Below are 14,660 nucleotides of genomic sequence, written 5' to 3'. Positions count from 1 at the left end.
GAACCCATGCTCAATATCGACAGCATTGAAAACGGCATCGTTATCGACCACATCACCGCAGGGCTGGGCATGCGCATCTATGAGCTCTTGGAGCTGGACAAGCTGGACACCTGCGTGGCCATCATCAAAAACGCCAAGAGCGAGAAGTACGGCAAAAAGGACATCATCAAGATCGAGGGCGTGATGAACATTGACCTGGATGTGCTGGGCTTTATCGACGACAACGCCACCGTGTGCACCATTGTGGGCGGAAAACTTGCCAGCAAGAAAAAGCCGCCCCTGCCCCAGCGCCTGGTGAATATCGTCTCCTGCAAGAACCCCCGGTGCATCACCTCGGTGGAGGATGTGGACCAGATCTTCACCCTCTGCGACGAGAAGGCCCACCGCTACCGGTGTATCTACTGCGAGCAGGAGTACAAAAAATGAGAGTGAGAAAACCCTGGGACCTCCCGCCCGGCAGCCAGGGCTGCGCCGGCGTGGGAAGAATATACGCCAAAAAGCGGGCCCGCCGGGGCCAGGGAGGCAGGCTGCTGCTGGCCTGTGTCACCCTGTGCAACGTGGGCCTCTCCCTAGCGCTGGCGGTGCTGCGGCGCCAGGAGGTCCTCCATGCCGTGAGGACCCAGGACGGGACGGGTGCCCAGGTGCTGCTGACCGCCCAAAAAGAGACGAAAACCCAGGAAGAAAGGGAAGTTTCCCCTTGACTTCCCCCGTGGGTTGTGGTACACTTTATAAGCCGCATACTGCGGGCTGCGGGAGAGCTATGCCCTTTCGCCCAAGTGGGCTACGGCCCCGCCCATCAGTAGCGAGACTAAAGAAAAGGCAGGAAACAACATGTTTGCAGTCATTGAGACCGGCGGGAAGCAGTACAAAGTGCAGTACGGCGACGTCATCTATGTGGAGAAGCTGAACGTGGCGGACAACGACACCGTGGAGTTCCCGGTGGTGGCCGTCTTCGGCGAAGAGGGCACCAAGATCGGCACTCCCTATGTGGAGGGCGCTTCTGTCACCGGCAAGGTGGTCAAGACCGGCAAGGCCAAGAAGATCACCGTGTTCACCTACAAGCCCAAGAAGAATTCCAAGCGCAAGATGGGTCATCGCCAGCCTTACACCAAGGTGCAGATCGAGGCTGTCAAGGCGTAAGATGATCTCTGTGGCGTTTTTGACTCCTCCGGAAGGCGGGGTGCTGGGCTTCTCCATGGAGGGCCACGCAGAATATGGAGAGGCGGGCGAAGACATCGTCTGTGCCGCCGTTTCCTCCGCCGCCTATCTGGTGGTGAACACATTGACGGACGTCCGCCATGTGCCCCCCTTGTCCCTGCGTGTGGACGAGGGCCAGATGTTTTTCCGGATCGAGCCAAAAGACGAGCCCCTTTGCCGGGACCTGCTGGCAGGGCTCAAGCTCCACCTCACCGCCCTGGAGGAACAGTACCCCGGGTGCCTGAAGGTGGGCTATTTGGAAGTTTGAACCCACATTTTACAGAAAGGAAGACGATTGTCATGCTGAAAATCAATATCCAGCTCTTCGCCCATAAAAAAGGTATGGGCTCCACCAAGAACGGCCGTGATTCCGAGTCCAAGCGCCTGGGCGTCAAGCGGGCCGACGGTCAGTTCGTCCTGGCCGGCAACATCCTGGTCAAGCAGCGGGGCACCAAGATCCATCCCGGTGTGAACGTGGGCCGTGGCTCTGATGACACCCTGTTCGCCCTTGTGGACGGCAAGGTGAAGTTCGAGCGCATGGGCGCCGACCGCAAGAAGGTCAGCGTGTACGCTGAGTAATGGGACGATAAAGCAAGCAGCAAGGGGCTTCTTCAGGCACTGCCGGAAGAAGCCTTTTTCTTGAAGCAGAAAGGGGCGGCACCATGTTTATAGATACCGCGAAGATCAAGATTAAAGCCGGGGACGGGGGCGACGGCGCCGTCTCCTTCCACCGGGAGAAATACGTGGCGGCCGGCGGCCCCGACGGGGGCGACGGCGGCCGGGGCGGCAGCATCCTCTTCCAGGTGGACGATAACCTCTCCACCCTGGCGGACTTCCGCTACAAGCGCAAGTACACCGCCCAGCGTGGAGAGAATGGCCGGGGCAACCGGTGCTTTGGCAAAAGCGCCCCGGATTTGACCATCTTCGTGCCCCGGGGCACCCTGGTCAAGGACGCGGAGACCGGCCGCCTGCTGGCGGACATGTCCGGGGACGAACCCCAGGTCATCGCCAAGGGGGGCAAGGGGGGCTGGGGCAACAGCCACTTCGCCACCCCCACCCGCCAGGTGCCCCGGTTCGCCAAGCCCGGCACTCCCGGCGAGGAGCTGGAAGTCCAGCTGGAGCTGAAGCTGCTGGCGGACGTGGGCCTGGTGGGCTTTCCCAACGTGGGCAAATCCTCCCTCATCAGCGTGGTCAGCGAGGCAAAGCCCAACATCGCCAACTACCACTTCACCACCCTCACCCCCGTGCTGGGGGTGGTCACCATGCCCCAGGGCAAGTCCTTCGTCATGGCGGATATCCCCGGCCTCATCGAGGGCGCCTGGGAGGGCGTGGGCCTGGGGCACCAGTTCCTGCGCCATGTGGAGCGCTGCCGCCTGCTCATCCATGTGGTGGATGTCTCCGGCAGCGAGGGCCGGGACCCTAAGGAGGACTTCGCCGTCATCAACCGGGAGCTGCGCCGCTTCAACGCCGAGCTTGCGGACCGGCCCATGTTGGTGGCGGGCAACAAGTGCGACCTGGCCACCGAGGAGCAGATCCAGGACTTCCGGGCCTTTGTGGAGGGGCAGGGCTACGCCTTTTTCCCCATCATGGCCCCCATCCGGGAGGGAGTGGACCCCCTGATGAACAAGGTGCTGGAGGAGCTCTCTAAGCTGCCGCCCATCCGCCGGTACGAGGCGGAGGCCCCGGTGCTCCAGCCTGTGGAGGAGCTGAAGCGGGGCCAGGTGGACATTCAGGAGCAGGACGGGGTCTACTTCGTCAAGGCCCCCTGGCTGCTGAAGATTATGAACTCCGTCAACTTCGATGATACTGAGTCCCTTCAGTACTTCCAGCGGGTGCTCATCGAGACCGGCGTCATCGACGCCCTGCGGGAGGCCGGCTGCCAAGAGGGGGACACGGTGGACCTGTACGACCTGGAATTTGACTTTGTAGAGTAAGGGGCGCTTTTGGTGGATACACTTTTGCAGGAGAGCCAGTCCCCCCAGGGACTGAGCCCGCTGCCCCTGGCCTTTGTGGGGGACGGCGTCTACGAGCTGATGGTGCGGGAGTACCTGGTCTCCCAGGGAAACTGCCCGGTGAAGAAACTCCACAGCCGCAAGGTGGAGCTGGTGCGCTGCCAGGCCCAGGCCCAGGCCCTTTCTCAGGTGCTGTGGCCCCTCCTCACTGAGGAGGAGCGGGCGGTGGCCCAGCGGGGCCGCAACGCCCATGTGGGCCATGTGCCCAAAAACGCCCAGGTGGCGGACTACCACGGCGGCACGGCTCTGGAGGCATTGTTCGGCTGGCTGTATTTGAAGGGAGAGCTTGCCCGCCTGCGGGAGCTTTTCACAAAGGTGATGGAGGCGCAGAACGAATAAACGGAGAAAGGCGTGATCGGATGAAGACGGGCAAGGCGAAAACAGTGCTTTTGGACCTGCTGCTCATGCTGGTGGGGTCCGCGGTATACGCGGTGGAGGTCAACGCCTTTACCGCTCCCAACAACATTGCCGCAGGTGGTGTGACAGGTATTGCCACCATGCTCAACTATTTGTTCGGCACCCCCATCGGCTTGATCTCCTTCCTCATCAACGCTCCCCTTGTGGTGTGGGCCGTGGTGGAGATCGGTTACAAACTGGTGGCCAAGACCATGGTGGCCATCGTGCTCACCTCGGTGATGATCGACCTGTTCTCTCACTTCGTTCCCGCCTACCAGGGGGATCCCCTTCTGGTGGCCCTGTTTGCCGGGGCCTGCGAGGGTGTGGGCCTCTCTCTTATCTTCATCCGGGGGGCCACCACCGGCGGCACGGACCTGGTGGCCCGGCTGCTGGGCCGGCGGCTGCCCCATGTGTCCATGGGCAAGCTGATGCTGGCCGTGGATGGGGCGGTGGTGGCGGTCTCCGCCTTTGTGTACGGCAGCGTGGAGAACGCCATGTACGCCTGCACCGTAATCTTCGTCTCCACCAAGCTCATCGACGCCATCCTTTACGGCACAGACGCGGGCACGGGGAAGCTGTTCTTCGTCATGTCTCCCCATGTGCGGAAAATGGGGGACCGGGTCATCTCCGAGCTGGAGCGCACCGTCACCTATCTGGACTCCAAAGGAGGGTATACGGATGAGCCCGGGGAGACCATGCTCTGCGCCGTCCGCCGGTTCGAGGTCTACCACTTGCAGCAGATTATCCGGGAGGAGGACAAGAACGCCTTTGTCATCGTGGGGGAGGCGGGCCAAATCACTGGCGAGGGCTTCCGGCCCATGCACTCCGACGACAAGCCGGTGAAGGAACTCTTGCGGGAGCTGCGGCAAAAGTCCGGCCAGCCAAAATCGTGAGGGGAGGACCGGCGGCGCGCCCTGCCGGTCCTTTTTTCAAAAGGGAAGCGCCCCCCGCTGTGGGCGGGGGGCGCCTTTGGCTTGCCGTTGTCAGCGGCTGTTGTTGTGGTGGCAGTTCTTGCCGTCCATTTCGGGCTTCAGGTTTTGGCTCTTGTTGCCGTAGGTGGGAATCTCTTGGCTCTTCCCGCTCTGCGGCTGCTGGTTCTGGCCCTGACGGCTTTCAAAGGATTTATTTTTCTGTTTGTTGCTCATAGCGTAATCGCCCCTTTCCGCCCTTAGTGTGTGCGGCGGAACGGGGGCCATGCAGGGAAAATTTTGGAAAGTGAGGAATTTTATGGAACTGCCCGCTGCCTTTCAAAGGGCCATGGAAGCCCTGCTGGGGGAGGAGTACCCGGCCTATTTGGCCTCTCTGGAACAGCCGTCCCGCCGGGGCCTGCGGCGCAACCCCCTCAAGTGCAGCCAGCCCCAGCTGGAGGCGGAGCTGCCCTTTGCCCTGGAGCCCACGCCCTTTTCCCCCCTCAGTTTCTCCTTTGAGGCGGGGGAGGAGAAGGTGGGCCGCCTGCCCGCCCATCACGCTGGGCTGTTCTACGTGCAGGAACCCTCGGCCTGTTCCGCTGTCACGGTGCTGGCCCCCCAGCCTGGGGAGAAGGTGCTGGATTTGTGCGCCGCTCCCGGGGGCAAGTCCACCCAGATTGCCGGGCTGCTGGCCGGGGAGGGCCTGCTCTGGTCCAACGAGATCGTCAAAAGCAGGGCCCAGGTGCTGCTCTCCAACGTGGAGCGCCTGGGGGTGGCAAACGCCGTGGTGTCCTCCTGCCATCCCCAGCGGCTGTGCGAAAGCCTCCAGGGCTTCTTTGACAAGGTGCTGGTGGACGCCCCCTGCTCCGGAGAGGGCATGTTCCGCCGGGACCCTGCCGCCATTGCCCAGTGGACCCCGGAGAGCCCCGCCGCCTGCGCCCAGCGCCAGCGGGCCATTTTAGATTCCGCGGCCCTGGCGGTGGGGGAGGGGGGCGTGCTGGTGTACTCCACCTGCACCTTCTCCCAGGAGGAGAACGAGGACAACGTCCGCTGGTTCCTCTCCGCCCACCCGGAGTTTGCGCTGGTCCCCATCGAAGCTGGGTTTGGCCGTCCGGGCCTGGAGAACCTGCCAGTGCGGCGCATCTACCCCATGGATGGGGGCGAGGGCCATTTCGTGGCCAAGTTCCAGCGGGTGGGGGAAAGCTCCTGTAAGGCAGGCACCTTTACAGCCTATCTCTCCCGCCGGGAGGAGGGGGAGTTCCAAGGGCTGTTTGAGGAGCTGTTTACCTGTCCCTGGCCGGGGAGCGCCGCCCGGTTTGGGGACCGGGTGGTGCTGCTGCCCCAGGGTTTGCCAGAGCTTTCGGGCCTGGGGGTGCTCCGGGCGGGCGTGGAGCTGTGCCACCAAAAGGGCAAGCGCTGGGAGCCCTCCCACGCCGTTTTCCAAGCCGCCCGCAGGGAAGACTGCCGCCAGACTTTGGACCTGCCCTGGGACGCCCCGGAGCTTCTGGCCTTCCTCCGAGGGGAGGAGCTGGACTGTGAGGGCAAGGGCTACACCGCTGTCTGTGGCGGCGGTGTGCCCACCGGCTTCGGCAAGGCCTCCGGCGGCCGGTTGAAGAACCACTATCCCAAGGGGCTACGCCTACTTTCTTGAAAGAAAGTAGGCAAAGAACTTTTAATTCGCGCACAGCGCCAAGGGCGCTGACCCTCGGTGCAGGTTGGCCCCTAGCGGCCCGCGCTGGGGCTTTGATCAAGGCGCTCCCATTTCTTGAAAGAAAGCTGGCCCTCGGCACGGGTTGCTCCCTCGCCGCCCGTGCGGGGGCAATCGATCCATTCCCCCAGTGTGATGAAAAAAACAAAAGAGGACGCAAGCCGCGGAAAGCAGCGCGTCCTCTTTTGCTGTTCTTTGAGGCTTCCCGCTGTCAAAACCCAACCTTGATGAGCCCCTGGGTGTAGTCTTGGCCGCAGGGAAGGGGGGCGGGCAGGGAGAGGGCGTACAGATCGTCCGCCCGGGCCTCCTGTTCAAACAGGGCAAGGGCCTCTCCGCCCAGCTTTTGAAAGTCTCCCGTCCGCAGTGCCAAGGGCAGGCTGGGCTGCGCCCGGCGGAGAATTTCCCGGCCGGTGGGGGTCATGCCCAGCACCCGCAGGTAGGGGGGCAGGCAAGGCGCATCTCTTAGTACACCTAAAAAGGCGCTCATGCACAGCCGCCGCACCCGGGCGTGGGAGTACCGCTTGGACTTCACCAGGGCGTAGAACTCCTCCAAACTCCCCGCCTGGCGGGCCGCCTGGTACAACCGGTTCTCCAGGCCCTCGCTCACGTCCGGCAGGGCGGCGAAGTCCTCCACGGTGAGGGAGCGCAGCCTGCACAGCACAGCCGCCTCCAGCCGCTCCAAAGAGGCCGGGCACCTCCCCTGGGCCCGCAGCTCCTCCCACAGGGATAAGGTGGCCTGGGGCAGCCGGCCGGTCAGCTCCGCCCCCTGGCGGAGCAGTTCCCGGGCCTGGCTGGCGGAGAGGATGGGCCCTTGTGGGTCAGGCATATCGTGGCCGGCGCCTTGGCGGGGGAAAGTCTCCGCTTTTAGCCCGCCCCCCTGGGACAGGATGGCCTTTAGGTACTCCACCCCCAGGATGCAGTTGGGCTTCTCCAGCAGGGCGGCGGTCTTCTCTCCCACCAGATGGGCCGCGGCCCGCTGGCGCCGCCGGGCAAAGGGCAGGGTGGGCTCCACCTGTTGGAGCGCCTGGGGGAACTCCGGGGAGAGCAGGGCCCGGGCCAGCTGCCACAGGGGCTGGATGTCCCCTTCCTCGCTGCCGAAGAGCAGGGTGTCCACGCACCCCAGGGCTCGGGCCAGGGCCACGCCCCCCGCGGCAAAGCGCTCCGCCCCGGCCAGGGCCCAGGGCAGGGGCAGCTCCAGCACCAGGTCCGCGCCGCTTTCCAAAGCCAGGCGGGCCCGGGCCCACTTGTCCAGGATGGCGGGCTCTCCCCGCTGGACGAAATTCCCAGAGAGCACGCACACCAGCCCCCCAAAGCGGGATTTTGCGTGGGCGAACAAGGCCTGATGCCCCTTGTGCAGGGGGTTCAGCTCGCAAATGACGGCACAAACTTTCATTTTCTCTCGCATTTTCCTTGAAAACTCCTTGAATTTACCGGGGAAATGTTCTAAAATGGGACTGCGTCTTATAGCAATCATTTTACACGAACCACCCGCCCGGCACAAGGGGGCGGGCAAAAAACGGATGTTTTACGGGGCTCCCTCACGATGCGCCGCCATTTGGGGGTGCTTTGCTGCGCCGGGATGGCCCTGGGAAACCAATTTTGGAAAGGAAAGATCAGGAACATGAAAATTCTCGTCATCAACGCGGGCAGCTCTTCCCTGAAGTATCAGCTCATCGACATGGACAACGAGCAGATGGTGTGCAAGGGCAACTGCGAGCGCATCGGCATGCCCGGGGGCATTTTCACCCATAAGACCGCCGACGGCCGCGAGCTGAAGAAGACCGTGAACATGCTGGACCACGCCGCCGCCTTTATGCAGGTGAAGAACGCCCTCATCGACGGGGAGTATGGCGTTATCAAGAGCCTGGAGGAGGTTTCTGCCGTGGGGCACCGTATCGTGCAGGGCGGCGCCATTTTCCACGAGTCCGTGCTGGTGGACGAGAAGGTCATTGAGGACATCGAAAGCCTCATTCCCCTGGCCCCCCTGCACAACAAGGCCCACAGCCAGGGCATCCGCGCCTGCCGCGAGGTCTTTGGCGAGCAGGTCCCTGAGGTGGTGGTGTTCGACACCGCCTTCCACGCCACCATGCCCCCCAAGGCCTACATGTTCAACGTCCCCTATGAGTATTACGAGAAGTACGCCGTGCGCCGCTACGGCTTCCACGGCACTTCCCACCGCTATGTGAGCCACCGCTGCGCCCAGCTTATGGGCCAGGATATCAAGGACCTGAAGATGATTACCTGCCATCTGGGCAACGGCTCCTCCATCACCGCCATTGACGGCGGCAAGGTCATCGACACCAGCATGGGCCTGACCCCCCTGGATGGCTTTATGATGGGCAGCCGCACCGGCACCCTGGACCCCTCTGTGGTCACTTTCATCATGGAGAAGGAGCACCTGACCCCCTCTGAGATGGACCAGATCCTCAACAAGAAGTCCGGTCTGCTGGGCATCTCTGGGGTTTCCAGCGATGACCGCGACGTGACCAAGGCCGCTGCCGAGGGCAACGAGCGCGCCAAGCTGGCCCACGAGATTCTGGAGTACCAGATTTCCAAGTTCATCGGCGGCTATATGGTGGCCCTGGGCGGCTGTGACGCCATTGTCTTCACTGCCGGTGTGGGCGAGAACCAGTCCCATCACCGCCAGGTGGTGGGGGATTACCTGAAGTTCCTGGGCGTGAAGATTGATCCCCAGCGGAACGAGGAGATGGTCCTGGGCAAAGAGGGCCTGATCTCCACTGACGATTCCCCCATCAAAGTGTATGTCATCCCCACCAACGAGGAGCTGGTCATCGCGCGGGATACCAAGGCTCTGGTGGAAAAAATGTAAGAAATCCCGTTCCCAGCGGGGTGATAAGCAAAGCCTCCGGTTTCTGTGCCGGAGGCTTTTTTGGGCGCCAATTTCCGGCAATTTGTGAATTTTAGGCCCTAAAGGTTGCAAGTTTGTAATCTTTTCGCTATAATAAAAGTCAATCTTTTCTCAACGGATAAAACTACCTTTGTGATTTCAGGGAGGTCCAACGTGATAAAAACGGGAAACAGAACGATGATCACATGGGTGGCACTGCTTTTGGCGCTGCTGCTCCTATTGCCTGCTCCGAAAACACTGGCGGCGGAACTCAGCTCCGTGCCGGAAAGCTCCGCCGCAGGCGAGATCTCCTCTCAGCCAGAGGATTCCGCTGCGGAGGAGAGCTCTTCCCAGGCAGAGAGTTCCTCTCAGGTGGAGGAATCCTCTCAAGCTTCTGGGGAGTCCAGCGCTTCCGAGGAAGAGCCCGCTTCGGAGAGCGCGTCCTCGGAAGAGAGCTCTCTTCCCTCAGAGTCCTCCCAGGAGGAAGGGGAAGAGGCTTCCCAGCAGGAGTCCAGCAGCCTGGAGGATTCAGAGGAGGATACCTTTGCCGCCTACCCCTTGCTGGTGACCGGCGGCCATGCGGCGTACATGCATGGGGAAACCGGCGCCATGTTCTACCCCAGCCGGGCCATGACCCGGGCGGAGATGGCCGCTATGCTTTACAACTTGCTGGCGGCAAAGCCGCCTGTCACAGAGAGCAACTTTGAAGATGTGGATTCGGGGGACTGGTACTACACCGCTGTGAACGCCCTGGCAGAAGCGGGCATTCTCAGCGGCTATGGAGACGGCACCTTCCGTCCCGGCAACACGGTTTCCCGGGCGGAATTTGTGGCGGCCCTGTGCCAGTGCTTCCAAATGGAGGCAGGCAGCTCCAGCTTTTCCGACGTAGAGGGCCACTGGGCCCAGGAATATATCGAGGCGGCCACCTCCGCTGGATGGCTCAGTGGGTTTGAGGACGGCACCTTCCGTCCCAATGTGGGCATTCAACGCTGCCAGGTCACGCCGATTATGAACAAAGCCCTGGAGCGCACCGGCGACGGCTTTGCCGCCGACCGCAACACCCAGGAGTTTCTGGACGTGCCCACGGGCCACTGGGCCTTCCTGCACATTGCCGAGGCAGCCGACCCTGTAGAGGATGAAGGCAGCGGGGATGATCCCAGTGTGGATCCCCCCGGAGGCTCGGACTTCGAGGTGGGCCAGACCGTGCGGGTCACCGCCACAGACGGCCTGCGGCTGCGGGAGGGCCCCGGCACCAACTATGATTCGATCACAGTGCTGGCGACAGGGACGCTGCTCACGGTGACCAGCGTAGCCAGCAATGGCTGGCTGGGGGTGGAGACCTCCGGCGGACAAGCTGGATTTGTCAGCTCAGAGTATGTGGCAGTCCACACCGGGGGCGGCGGCACCGCTGAGGGGGCGGCGCTAAGTACTTACAGCTTGACCCTGTGCCAGTATCAGAGCGCCCTGCTCAATGGCTCGGTGGAGTCCAACCTCTCCGCCATGCGGTGGGACAGCAGCGATTCCTCCGTGGCCTATGTGGGATACACCGTCCCCTATGGCGATAACGTGGAGAGTGCCGTCATCTACGGGGCCAATCCCGGCACCGCCACCATCACCTTTACTGACGACGCGGGGGCCACTGCCACCTGCCAGGTCACGGTCACTGCGGCAGAGGATGTGCGCTCCGCCTACGCGGAAGGGAACATTGTGGCCCGCAACACCGACTTCGATCTGGTGGCCATCACCGATACCAGCAAGACAGAGGTCCGCTTTGAGATCGTCAGCGGCAGCCCTGCTACCGGCGCCTACGCCACCACCAGCTATGAGACGGAGAGGCAGATTTCCTCCTACGGCCTGCCCACCAACAATGTGCATGTCTTCCGCCGCACGGTGCAGTTTACCGCCGCGGGCACCTACACGGTGCGGGCCTATTCCCGCTCCTCCTCCTCTGCCAGCTGGTCCTCGGACTACTACGAGTTCACTGTGCAGGTCACTTCTACCAATGTGAGCGCCACCACCGCTACGGATGACGTTCGCCGCGCCAGCGGGGAAATCATCACCGTGCTGGGGGACTTTGAGGGCTTTGTCCCGGAGATTGAGGCAGACCCCCTGGTGGCGGGCAGCCCCACGGTGGGTTATGGCCTGGTCATCCAGCCCAACGGCACGTTCTACAACAACATGACCCGGGATGAGGCCTACGCCCTGCTGGTGAACACTGTAAACAAGGAAAGCTATGCCAGCGCGGTGGAGAGTTACCGGGCCAGCCACAACATTAAGATGAGCCAGGCCCAGTTCGATGCCCTCACCAGCTTCGTGTACAACCACGGCCCTGGGGTGCTGTCCACCCAGTATGGGTACATGACCGTGCTGCTCAACGCAGTGGACCCCTCGGATATTGACAATGGCGCGGTGTCGGGCACAATCAACAACACAGATGTGGACTTGGACGCTGTGCCGGTGTATTCCACGCCGGGTGGTTCCTCCCGCACTGCCACTTTGGGTTATGGGGTTACAGTCTCGGTCACAGACTACGAAGTGTACCGCAGCAGCACCCAGCAGGAAGTTTGGTACTATGTGACGGCGGGTTCCGTCAAGGGATGGATCTCTGCGGGCTATGTGAAGCTCTCCGGCAGCCGCCAGTGCGACCTGACCTATGTGGATTCCACGGTGCTGGCCAACAACTTCCTCCAGTGGAACACAGGGGGGATTGAAGGATTGGTGAACCGCCGCATCGCGGAGTGCAATATTTTCTTCTTTGGCGATTACGAGAAGGCCATGAAGGCAAGCGGATATTGGGGCGTGAACTATTACGGCTACCACTTCCCCGATGACATCGCGTATCTGGACAGCAACCAGTGAGCTTAAAAAAAGAGGCCGCCCCTCCCACGCTGGGAGAGGGCGGCCTTTGGCATATCACTTGTTCATCCAATACTTCCGGTCCAGGGTGCGGTACTGCACCGCCTCCGCCGCGTGGGCCGTGTCAATCTTCTCGCTGCCCTCCAGGTCGGCGATGGTGCGGGCCACCTTCAGCACCCGGCCATAGGTCCGGGCGGAGAAGCCGAAACTTTCAAAGGCCCGGCGCAGCAGCTGGGAAGCGGCCTGGGTGGTCTGGCACATCTCCTGCAGATCCCCGGCGGGGATGTCCGCGTTGCAGGCGTAGGGCTTGCCCTCAAAGCGCTGGTTCTGGCGCTGCCGGGCGGCGTTGACCCGCTGGCGGATCTGGGAGGAGGGTTCTTCCTTCCTGGTGGAGGAGAGCTCCTCAAAGGGCACGGCGGGCACTTCGATGTGCAGGTCGATGCGGTCTAACAGAGGGCCGGAGACCTTTCCCAAATAGCGCTCCACCGCATGGGGAGAACACAGGCATGGATGGGTGGGGTGCCCAAAGTATCCACAGGGGCAGGGGTTCATGGCAGCCACCAGCATGAACCGGCAGGGATAGGAAGTGGTGCCTCCCACTCGGGAAATGGTCACCGTGCCATCCTCCATGGGCTGGCGAAGCACCTCCATAGAAGCCCGGGCAAATTCGGGCAGCTCGTCCAGGAACAGCACCCCGTTGTGGGCCAGAGAGACCTCCCCTGGCTGGGGCGTGGGGCCGCCCCCTGCCAGCCCGGCGGTGGAAATGGTGTGGTGGGGCGAGCGGAAGGGCCGGGTCCGGATCAGGGAGACCCCCGGCGGCAGCTTTCCCCGGATGGAGTGGATCTTGGTGGTTTCCAGCGCCTCTTCAAACGTCATCTCTGGCAGAATGGAGGGCAGGCGCTTGGCCAGCATGCTCTTGCCGGAGCCCGGCGGGCCGATGAGCAGCACGTTGTGGCTGCCGCTGGCAGCAATCTCCAATGCGCGCTTGGCCTCGGGCTGCCCCTTTACATCGGCAAAATCCAGGGGCTCTGGGGAGGCGGCGTCCCCATACTGGGGCACGGCCGGAGAGAGCTCCAGCATGCCCCGCAGATAGGCAAACAGCTGGGGGATATCCCGAATGCCATACACCTCCAGCCCCTGAATAACCGCGCCTTCCCCGGCGTTTTCCGCCGGGACAAACAGCCGCTTAAACCCAGCCTCCCGGGCCTTGTCGGCCATGGGCAGCACGCCCCGAATGGGCCGCAGCTCCCCAGAGAGGGAAAGCTCCCCCAGGAAGACGGCGTCCTCCGTGTGGCAAGAAAGCTGCCGGGAGGCTTTGAGCAGAGAGACCAGCAGGGGCAAGTCGTAGATGGGGCCCTCTTTCTTCTTGTCGGCAGGGGCCAAGTTCATGGTGATGCGGCTGACGGGAAAGTCAAAGCCGCAGTTCTTCAGGGCAGAGCGCACCCGGTCCCGGGATTCCTTCACCGCCGCGTCAGGCAGGCCCACCAGCTCGAAGGCGGGCAGCCCTTGGGAGAGGTCCGCTTCCACTTCTACAGGAAATGCCTCCATGCCATAAAGGCCCATGCTGTATATTTTCGACACCATCCCCACACACCGTCCTTCCTCGGAAATGCTGGTTTCATTATACGACAGCTTTGCCGGGAATACAACGCGCTGTTGAAAAATGCTGCCCAATTTTGCGGAAGGAAAGAAGAACTTGACGAAACCGTCCTTCATGGGATATGATAGGGGCAGGAAAACACAGGGAAAAGGGGTGCGGCATGGAGCTTCAGCAGTGCAGCGATGTCCAGCTGGCCGCCCTGGTGCGCCAAGGCCAGGGCGAGGCCTTTGCGGAGCTTTCTGCCCGTTACCTGGGGCTTGTCCGGGGGAAGGCCAGGCTCTTCGAGGGTGCCGCGGCCCCGGAAAAGGAGGACCTGTGGCAGGAGGGGCTTTTGGGGCTGTATGTGGCCGCCATTTCCTTCCGGCAGGAGGGAGGGGCTTCTTTTCCCACCTATGCCGGCGTGTGCGTTTACAACCGCATGGCCAGCGCTGTGCGCAGGCACGCCAGCGGCGGGAACCGCACTCTCAACGAGTCCGTCCCCTTGGAGGAGGACCGCCCTGCCCCTTCCCGGGAAAGCCCGGAGTCCCTTTTGGAGCTGCGGGAGGATTTCCGCGCTCTCTGCCGCAAGATGAACGTGGCCCTTTCCCCGGCGGAGCGCCGGGCGTTAAAGCTGTACCTGGGCGGCTGCTGCCGGGAGGAGGCTGCCCGGCAGGCGGGGGTTTCCCTGCGTGCCTATGACAACGCGCTGTACCGGGCCCGGGAAAAGCTGCGGCGGCCTTAGCGCACACATGCCCTGCCGCGCGGGGGTGGGCTTCCCACCGGGCCGGTGCGACTCCGTCCCAGGGCGTATCACTGAACAACAAAGCGAGGTAAAAAGAGATGTACGAAGACAAGACGCTGGTCTGCAAGGAATGTGGCAAGGAATTTGTATTCACCGCCGGAGAGCAGGAGTTCTACGCCGAAAAGGGCTTTGTGAACGAGCCCCAGCGCTGCCGGGACTGCCGCCAGGCCCGCAAAAACGCCGCCCATCCCCAGCGGGAGATGTACACCGCAGTGTGCGCCGCCTGCGGCAAAGAGGCGCGGGTGCCCTTCCAGCCCCGGGAGGACCGCCCTGTCTATTGCAGCGAATGTTTTGCCCGGATGAAGGAAGAGCAGGCCTAAAGTGGCCGTTTTCCACAAAAGCAGAGCGTCCCGC

The 14,660-nt window shown here is 62.6% G+C and carries 16 protein-coding genes; 13 read left to right on the top strand and 3 right to left on the bottom strand.

Annotated features, from left to right (window positions below; genetic code table 11):
- Nucleotides 1-6 precede the first annotated feature (6 nt).
- From ODJ80_RS04150 to ODJ80_RS04115, 8 genes are all read left to right on the top strand, one after another.
- Nucleotides 7-426: an aspartate carbamoyltransferase regulatory subunit gene (locus ODJ80_RS04150; RefSeq protein ID WP_178864508.1), complete on the top strand. Its 420-nt coding sequence runs from the start codon at nt 7-9 to the stop codon at nt 424-426.
- Entirely contained in the window at nt 423-701 is a 279-nt protein-coding gene (locus ODJ80_RS04145) for a hypothetical protein (protein ID WP_263041047.1), read from the top strand. Before ODJ80_RS04150 ends, ODJ80_RS04145 begins: the two co-directional genes overlap by 4 nt.
- Before the next feature lie 130 nt (nt 702-831).
- A complete protein-coding gene (gene rplU / locus ODJ80_RS04140) occupies nt 832-1,140 on the top strand; it encodes a 50S ribosomal protein L21 (protein ID WP_178864510.1) in 309 nt (102 codons plus the stop codon).
- A gap of 1 nt (nt 1,141) precedes the next feature.
- Nucleotides 1,142-1,465 (top strand): ribosomal-processing cysteine protease Prp, encoded by a 324-nt coding sequence (locus tag ODJ80_RS04135; RefSeq protein ID WP_178864511.1) that lies wholly within the window; start codon nt 1,142-1,144, stop codon nt 1,463-1,465.
- Nucleotides 1,466-1,497: 32 nt separating this feature from the next.
- A complete protein-coding gene (gene rpmA, locus ODJ80_RS04130; RefSeq protein ID WP_022336674.1) occupies nt 1,498-1,776 on the top strand; it encodes a 50S ribosomal protein L27 in 279 nt (92 codons plus the stop codon).
- An 83-nt stretch (nt 1,777-1,859) separates the two neighbouring features.
- The gene (gene obgE / locus ODJ80_RS04125; RefSeq protein ID WP_178864512.1) at nt 1,860-3,131 is read left to right on the top strand and encodes a GTPase ObgE; all 1,272 of its coding nucleotides are present in this window, start codon (nt 1,860-1,862) and stop codon (nt 3,129-3,131) included.
- A 12-nt stretch (nt 3,132-3,143) separates the two neighbouring features.
- A complete protein-coding gene (locus ODJ80_RS04120; protein ID WP_263041046.1) occupies nt 3,144-3,548 on the top strand; it encodes a Mini-ribonuclease 3 in 405 nt (134 codons plus the stop codon).
- Nucleotides 3,549-3,568: 20 nt separating this feature from the next.
- Nucleotides 3,569-4,498, top strand: a complete 930-nt coding sequence (locus ODJ80_RS04115; protein WP_263041045.1) for a YitT family protein — start codon at nt 3,569-3,571, stop codon at nt 4,496-4,498.
- Between the two features lie 90 nt (nt 4,499-4,588).
- Here the strand turns inward: ODJ80_RS04115 and ODJ80_RS04110 are convergent, their stop codons facing one another.
- The gene (locus ODJ80_RS04110; RefSeq protein WP_263041044.1) at nt 4,589-4,750 is read right to left on the bottom strand and encodes a hypothetical protein; all 162 of its coding nucleotides are present in this window, start codon (nt 4,748-4,750) and stop codon (nt 4,589-4,591) included.
- 82 nt (nt 4,751-4,832) lie between these two features.
- On the opposite strand from ODJ80_RS04110, the gene ODJ80_RS04105 reads away from it, so the two are divergent.
- Entirely contained in the window at nt 4,833-6,164 is a 1,332-nt protein-coding gene (locus ODJ80_RS04105) for an RsmB/NOP family class I SAM-dependent RNA methyltransferase (RefSeq protein WP_263041043.1), read from the top strand.
- A 268-nt stretch (nt 6,165-6,432) separates the two neighbouring features.
- Here ODJ80_RS04105 and ODJ80_RS04100 read toward each other — a convergent pair whose 3' ends face one another.
- Nucleotides 6,433-7,614, bottom strand: a complete 1,182-nt coding sequence (locus ODJ80_RS04100; RefSeq protein ID WP_263041042.1) for a tRNA(Met) cytidine acetate ligase — start codon at nt 7,612-7,614, stop codon at nt 6,433-6,435.
- A gap of 228 nt (nt 7,615-7,842) precedes the next feature.
- Between ODJ80_RS04100 and ODJ80_RS04095 the strand changes: the two genes are divergently transcribed.
- Both ODJ80_RS04095 and ODJ80_RS04090 read left to right on the top strand, forming a co-directional pair.
- Nucleotides 7,843-9,051 carry an acetate/propionate family kinase gene (locus ODJ80_RS04095; RefSeq protein ID WP_263041041.1) on the top strand — a complete coding sequence of 403 codons (1,209 nt, stop codon included), beginning with the start codon at nt 7,843-7,845 and terminating at the stop codon, nt 9,049-9,051.
- A 216-nt stretch (nt 9,052-9,267) separates the two neighbouring features.
- On the top strand, nt 9,268-11,928 hold the full coding sequence (locus ODJ80_RS04090; protein ID WP_263041040.1) for an S-layer homology domain-containing protein: 2,661 nt from the start codon (nt 9,268-9,270) through the stop codon (nt 11,926-11,928).
- A gap of 54 nt (nt 11,929-11,982) precedes the next feature.
- On the opposite strand, the gene ODJ80_RS04085 is transcribed toward ODJ80_RS04090, so the two are convergent.
- Nucleotides 11,983-13,509 carry a YifB family Mg chelatase-like AAA ATPase gene (locus tag ODJ80_RS04085; RefSeq protein ID WP_263041039.1) on the bottom strand — a complete coding sequence of 509 codons (1,527 nt, stop codon included), beginning with the start codon at nt 13,507-13,509 and terminating at the stop codon, nt 11,983-11,985.
- A 176-nt stretch (nt 13,510-13,685) separates the two neighbouring features.
- Here ODJ80_RS04085 and ODJ80_RS04080 point away from each other — a divergent pair, with 176 nt between their 5' ends.
- Both ODJ80_RS04080 and ODJ80_RS04075 read left to right on the top strand, forming a co-directional pair.
- Nucleotides 13,686-14,246 carry a sigma-70 family RNA polymerase sigma factor gene (locus ODJ80_RS04080; protein WP_178864521.1) on the top strand — a complete coding sequence of 187 codons (561 nt, stop codon included), beginning with the start codon at nt 13,686-13,688 and terminating at the stop codon, nt 14,244-14,246.
- Nucleotides 14,247-14,344: 98 nt separating this feature from the next.
- Complete coding sequence (locus ODJ80_RS04075; RefSeq protein ID WP_178864522.1) at nt 14,345-14,626, top strand: zinc-ribbon domain containing protein; 282 nt, start codon at nt 14,345-14,347, stop codon at nt 14,624-14,626.
- Nucleotides 14,627-14,660 lie beyond the last annotated feature (34 nt).

This window comes from Acutalibacter sp. LFL-21 (assembly GCF_025630755.1).
GTDB classification, from domain to species: Bacteria; Bacillota; Clostridia; order Oscillospirales; family Acutalibacteraceae; genus Acutalibacter; species Acutalibacter stercoravium.
The sequence above is the reverse complement of the archived record's forward strand: the minus strand, read 5'-3'. Positions and strand labels throughout refer to the sequence as shown.

Bases quoted from the DNA above. Each gene is read 5' to 3' on its own strand.
- ODJ80_RS04100 (WP_263041042.1), bottom strand. From the start codon at position 7,614: ATGAAAGTTTGTGCCGTCATTTGCGAGCTGAACCCCCTGCACAAGGGG.
- ODJ80_RS04110 (WP_263041044.1), bottom strand. From the start codon at position 4,750: ATGAGCAACAAACAGAAAAATAAATCCTTTGAAAGCCGTCAGGGCCAG.
- obgE (WP_178864512.1), top strand. From the start codon at position 1,860: ATGTTTATAGATACCGCGAAGATCAAGATTAAAGCCGGGGACGGGGGC.
- ODJ80_RS04135 (WP_178864511.1), top strand. From the start codon at position 1,142: ATGATCTCTGTGGCGTTTTTGACTCCTCCGGAAGGCGGGGTGCTGGGC.
- ODJ80_RS04150 (WP_178864508.1), top strand. From the start codon at position 7: ATGCTCAATATCGACAGCATTGAAAACGGCATCGTTATCGACCACATC.
- rplU (WP_178864510.1), top strand. From the start codon at position 832: ATGTTTGCAGTCATTGAGACCGGCGGGAAGCAGTACAAAGTGCAGTAC.
- ODJ80_RS04095 (WP_263041041.1), top strand. From the start codon at position 7,843: ATGAAAATTCTCGTCATCAACGCGGGCAGCTCTTCCCTGAAGTATCAG.
- ODJ80_RS04085 (WP_263041039.1), bottom strand. From the start codon at position 13,509: ATGGTGTCGAAAATATACAGCATGGGCCTTTATGGCATGGAGGCATTT.
- ODJ80_RS04075 (WP_178864522.1), top strand. From the start codon at position 14,345: ATGTACGAAGACAAGACGCTGGTCTGCAAGGAATGTGGCAAGGAATTT.
- ODJ80_RS04105 (WP_263041043.1), top strand. From the start codon at position 4,833: ATGGAACTGCCCGCTGCCTTTCAAAGGGCCATGGAAGCCCTGCTGGGG.
- ODJ80_RS04090 (WP_263041040.1), top strand. From the start codon at position 9,268: ATGATCACATGGGTGGCACTGCTTTTGGCGCTGCTGCTCCTATTGCCT.
- ODJ80_RS04145 (WP_263041047.1), top strand. From the start codon at position 423: ATGAGAGTGAGAAAACCCTGGGACCTCCCGCCCGGCAGCCAGGGCTGC.
- ODJ80_RS04080 (WP_178864521.1), top strand. From the start codon at position 13,686: ATGGAGCTTCAGCAGTGCAGCGATGTCCAGCTGGCCGCCCTGGTGCGC.
- rpmA (WP_022336674.1), top strand. From the start codon at position 1,498: ATGCTGAAAATCAATATCCAGCTCTTCGCCCATAAAAAAGGTATGGGC.
- ODJ80_RS04115 (WP_263041045.1), top strand. From the start codon at position 3,569: ATGAAGACGGGCAAGGCGAAAACAGTGCTTTTGGACCTGCTGCTCATG.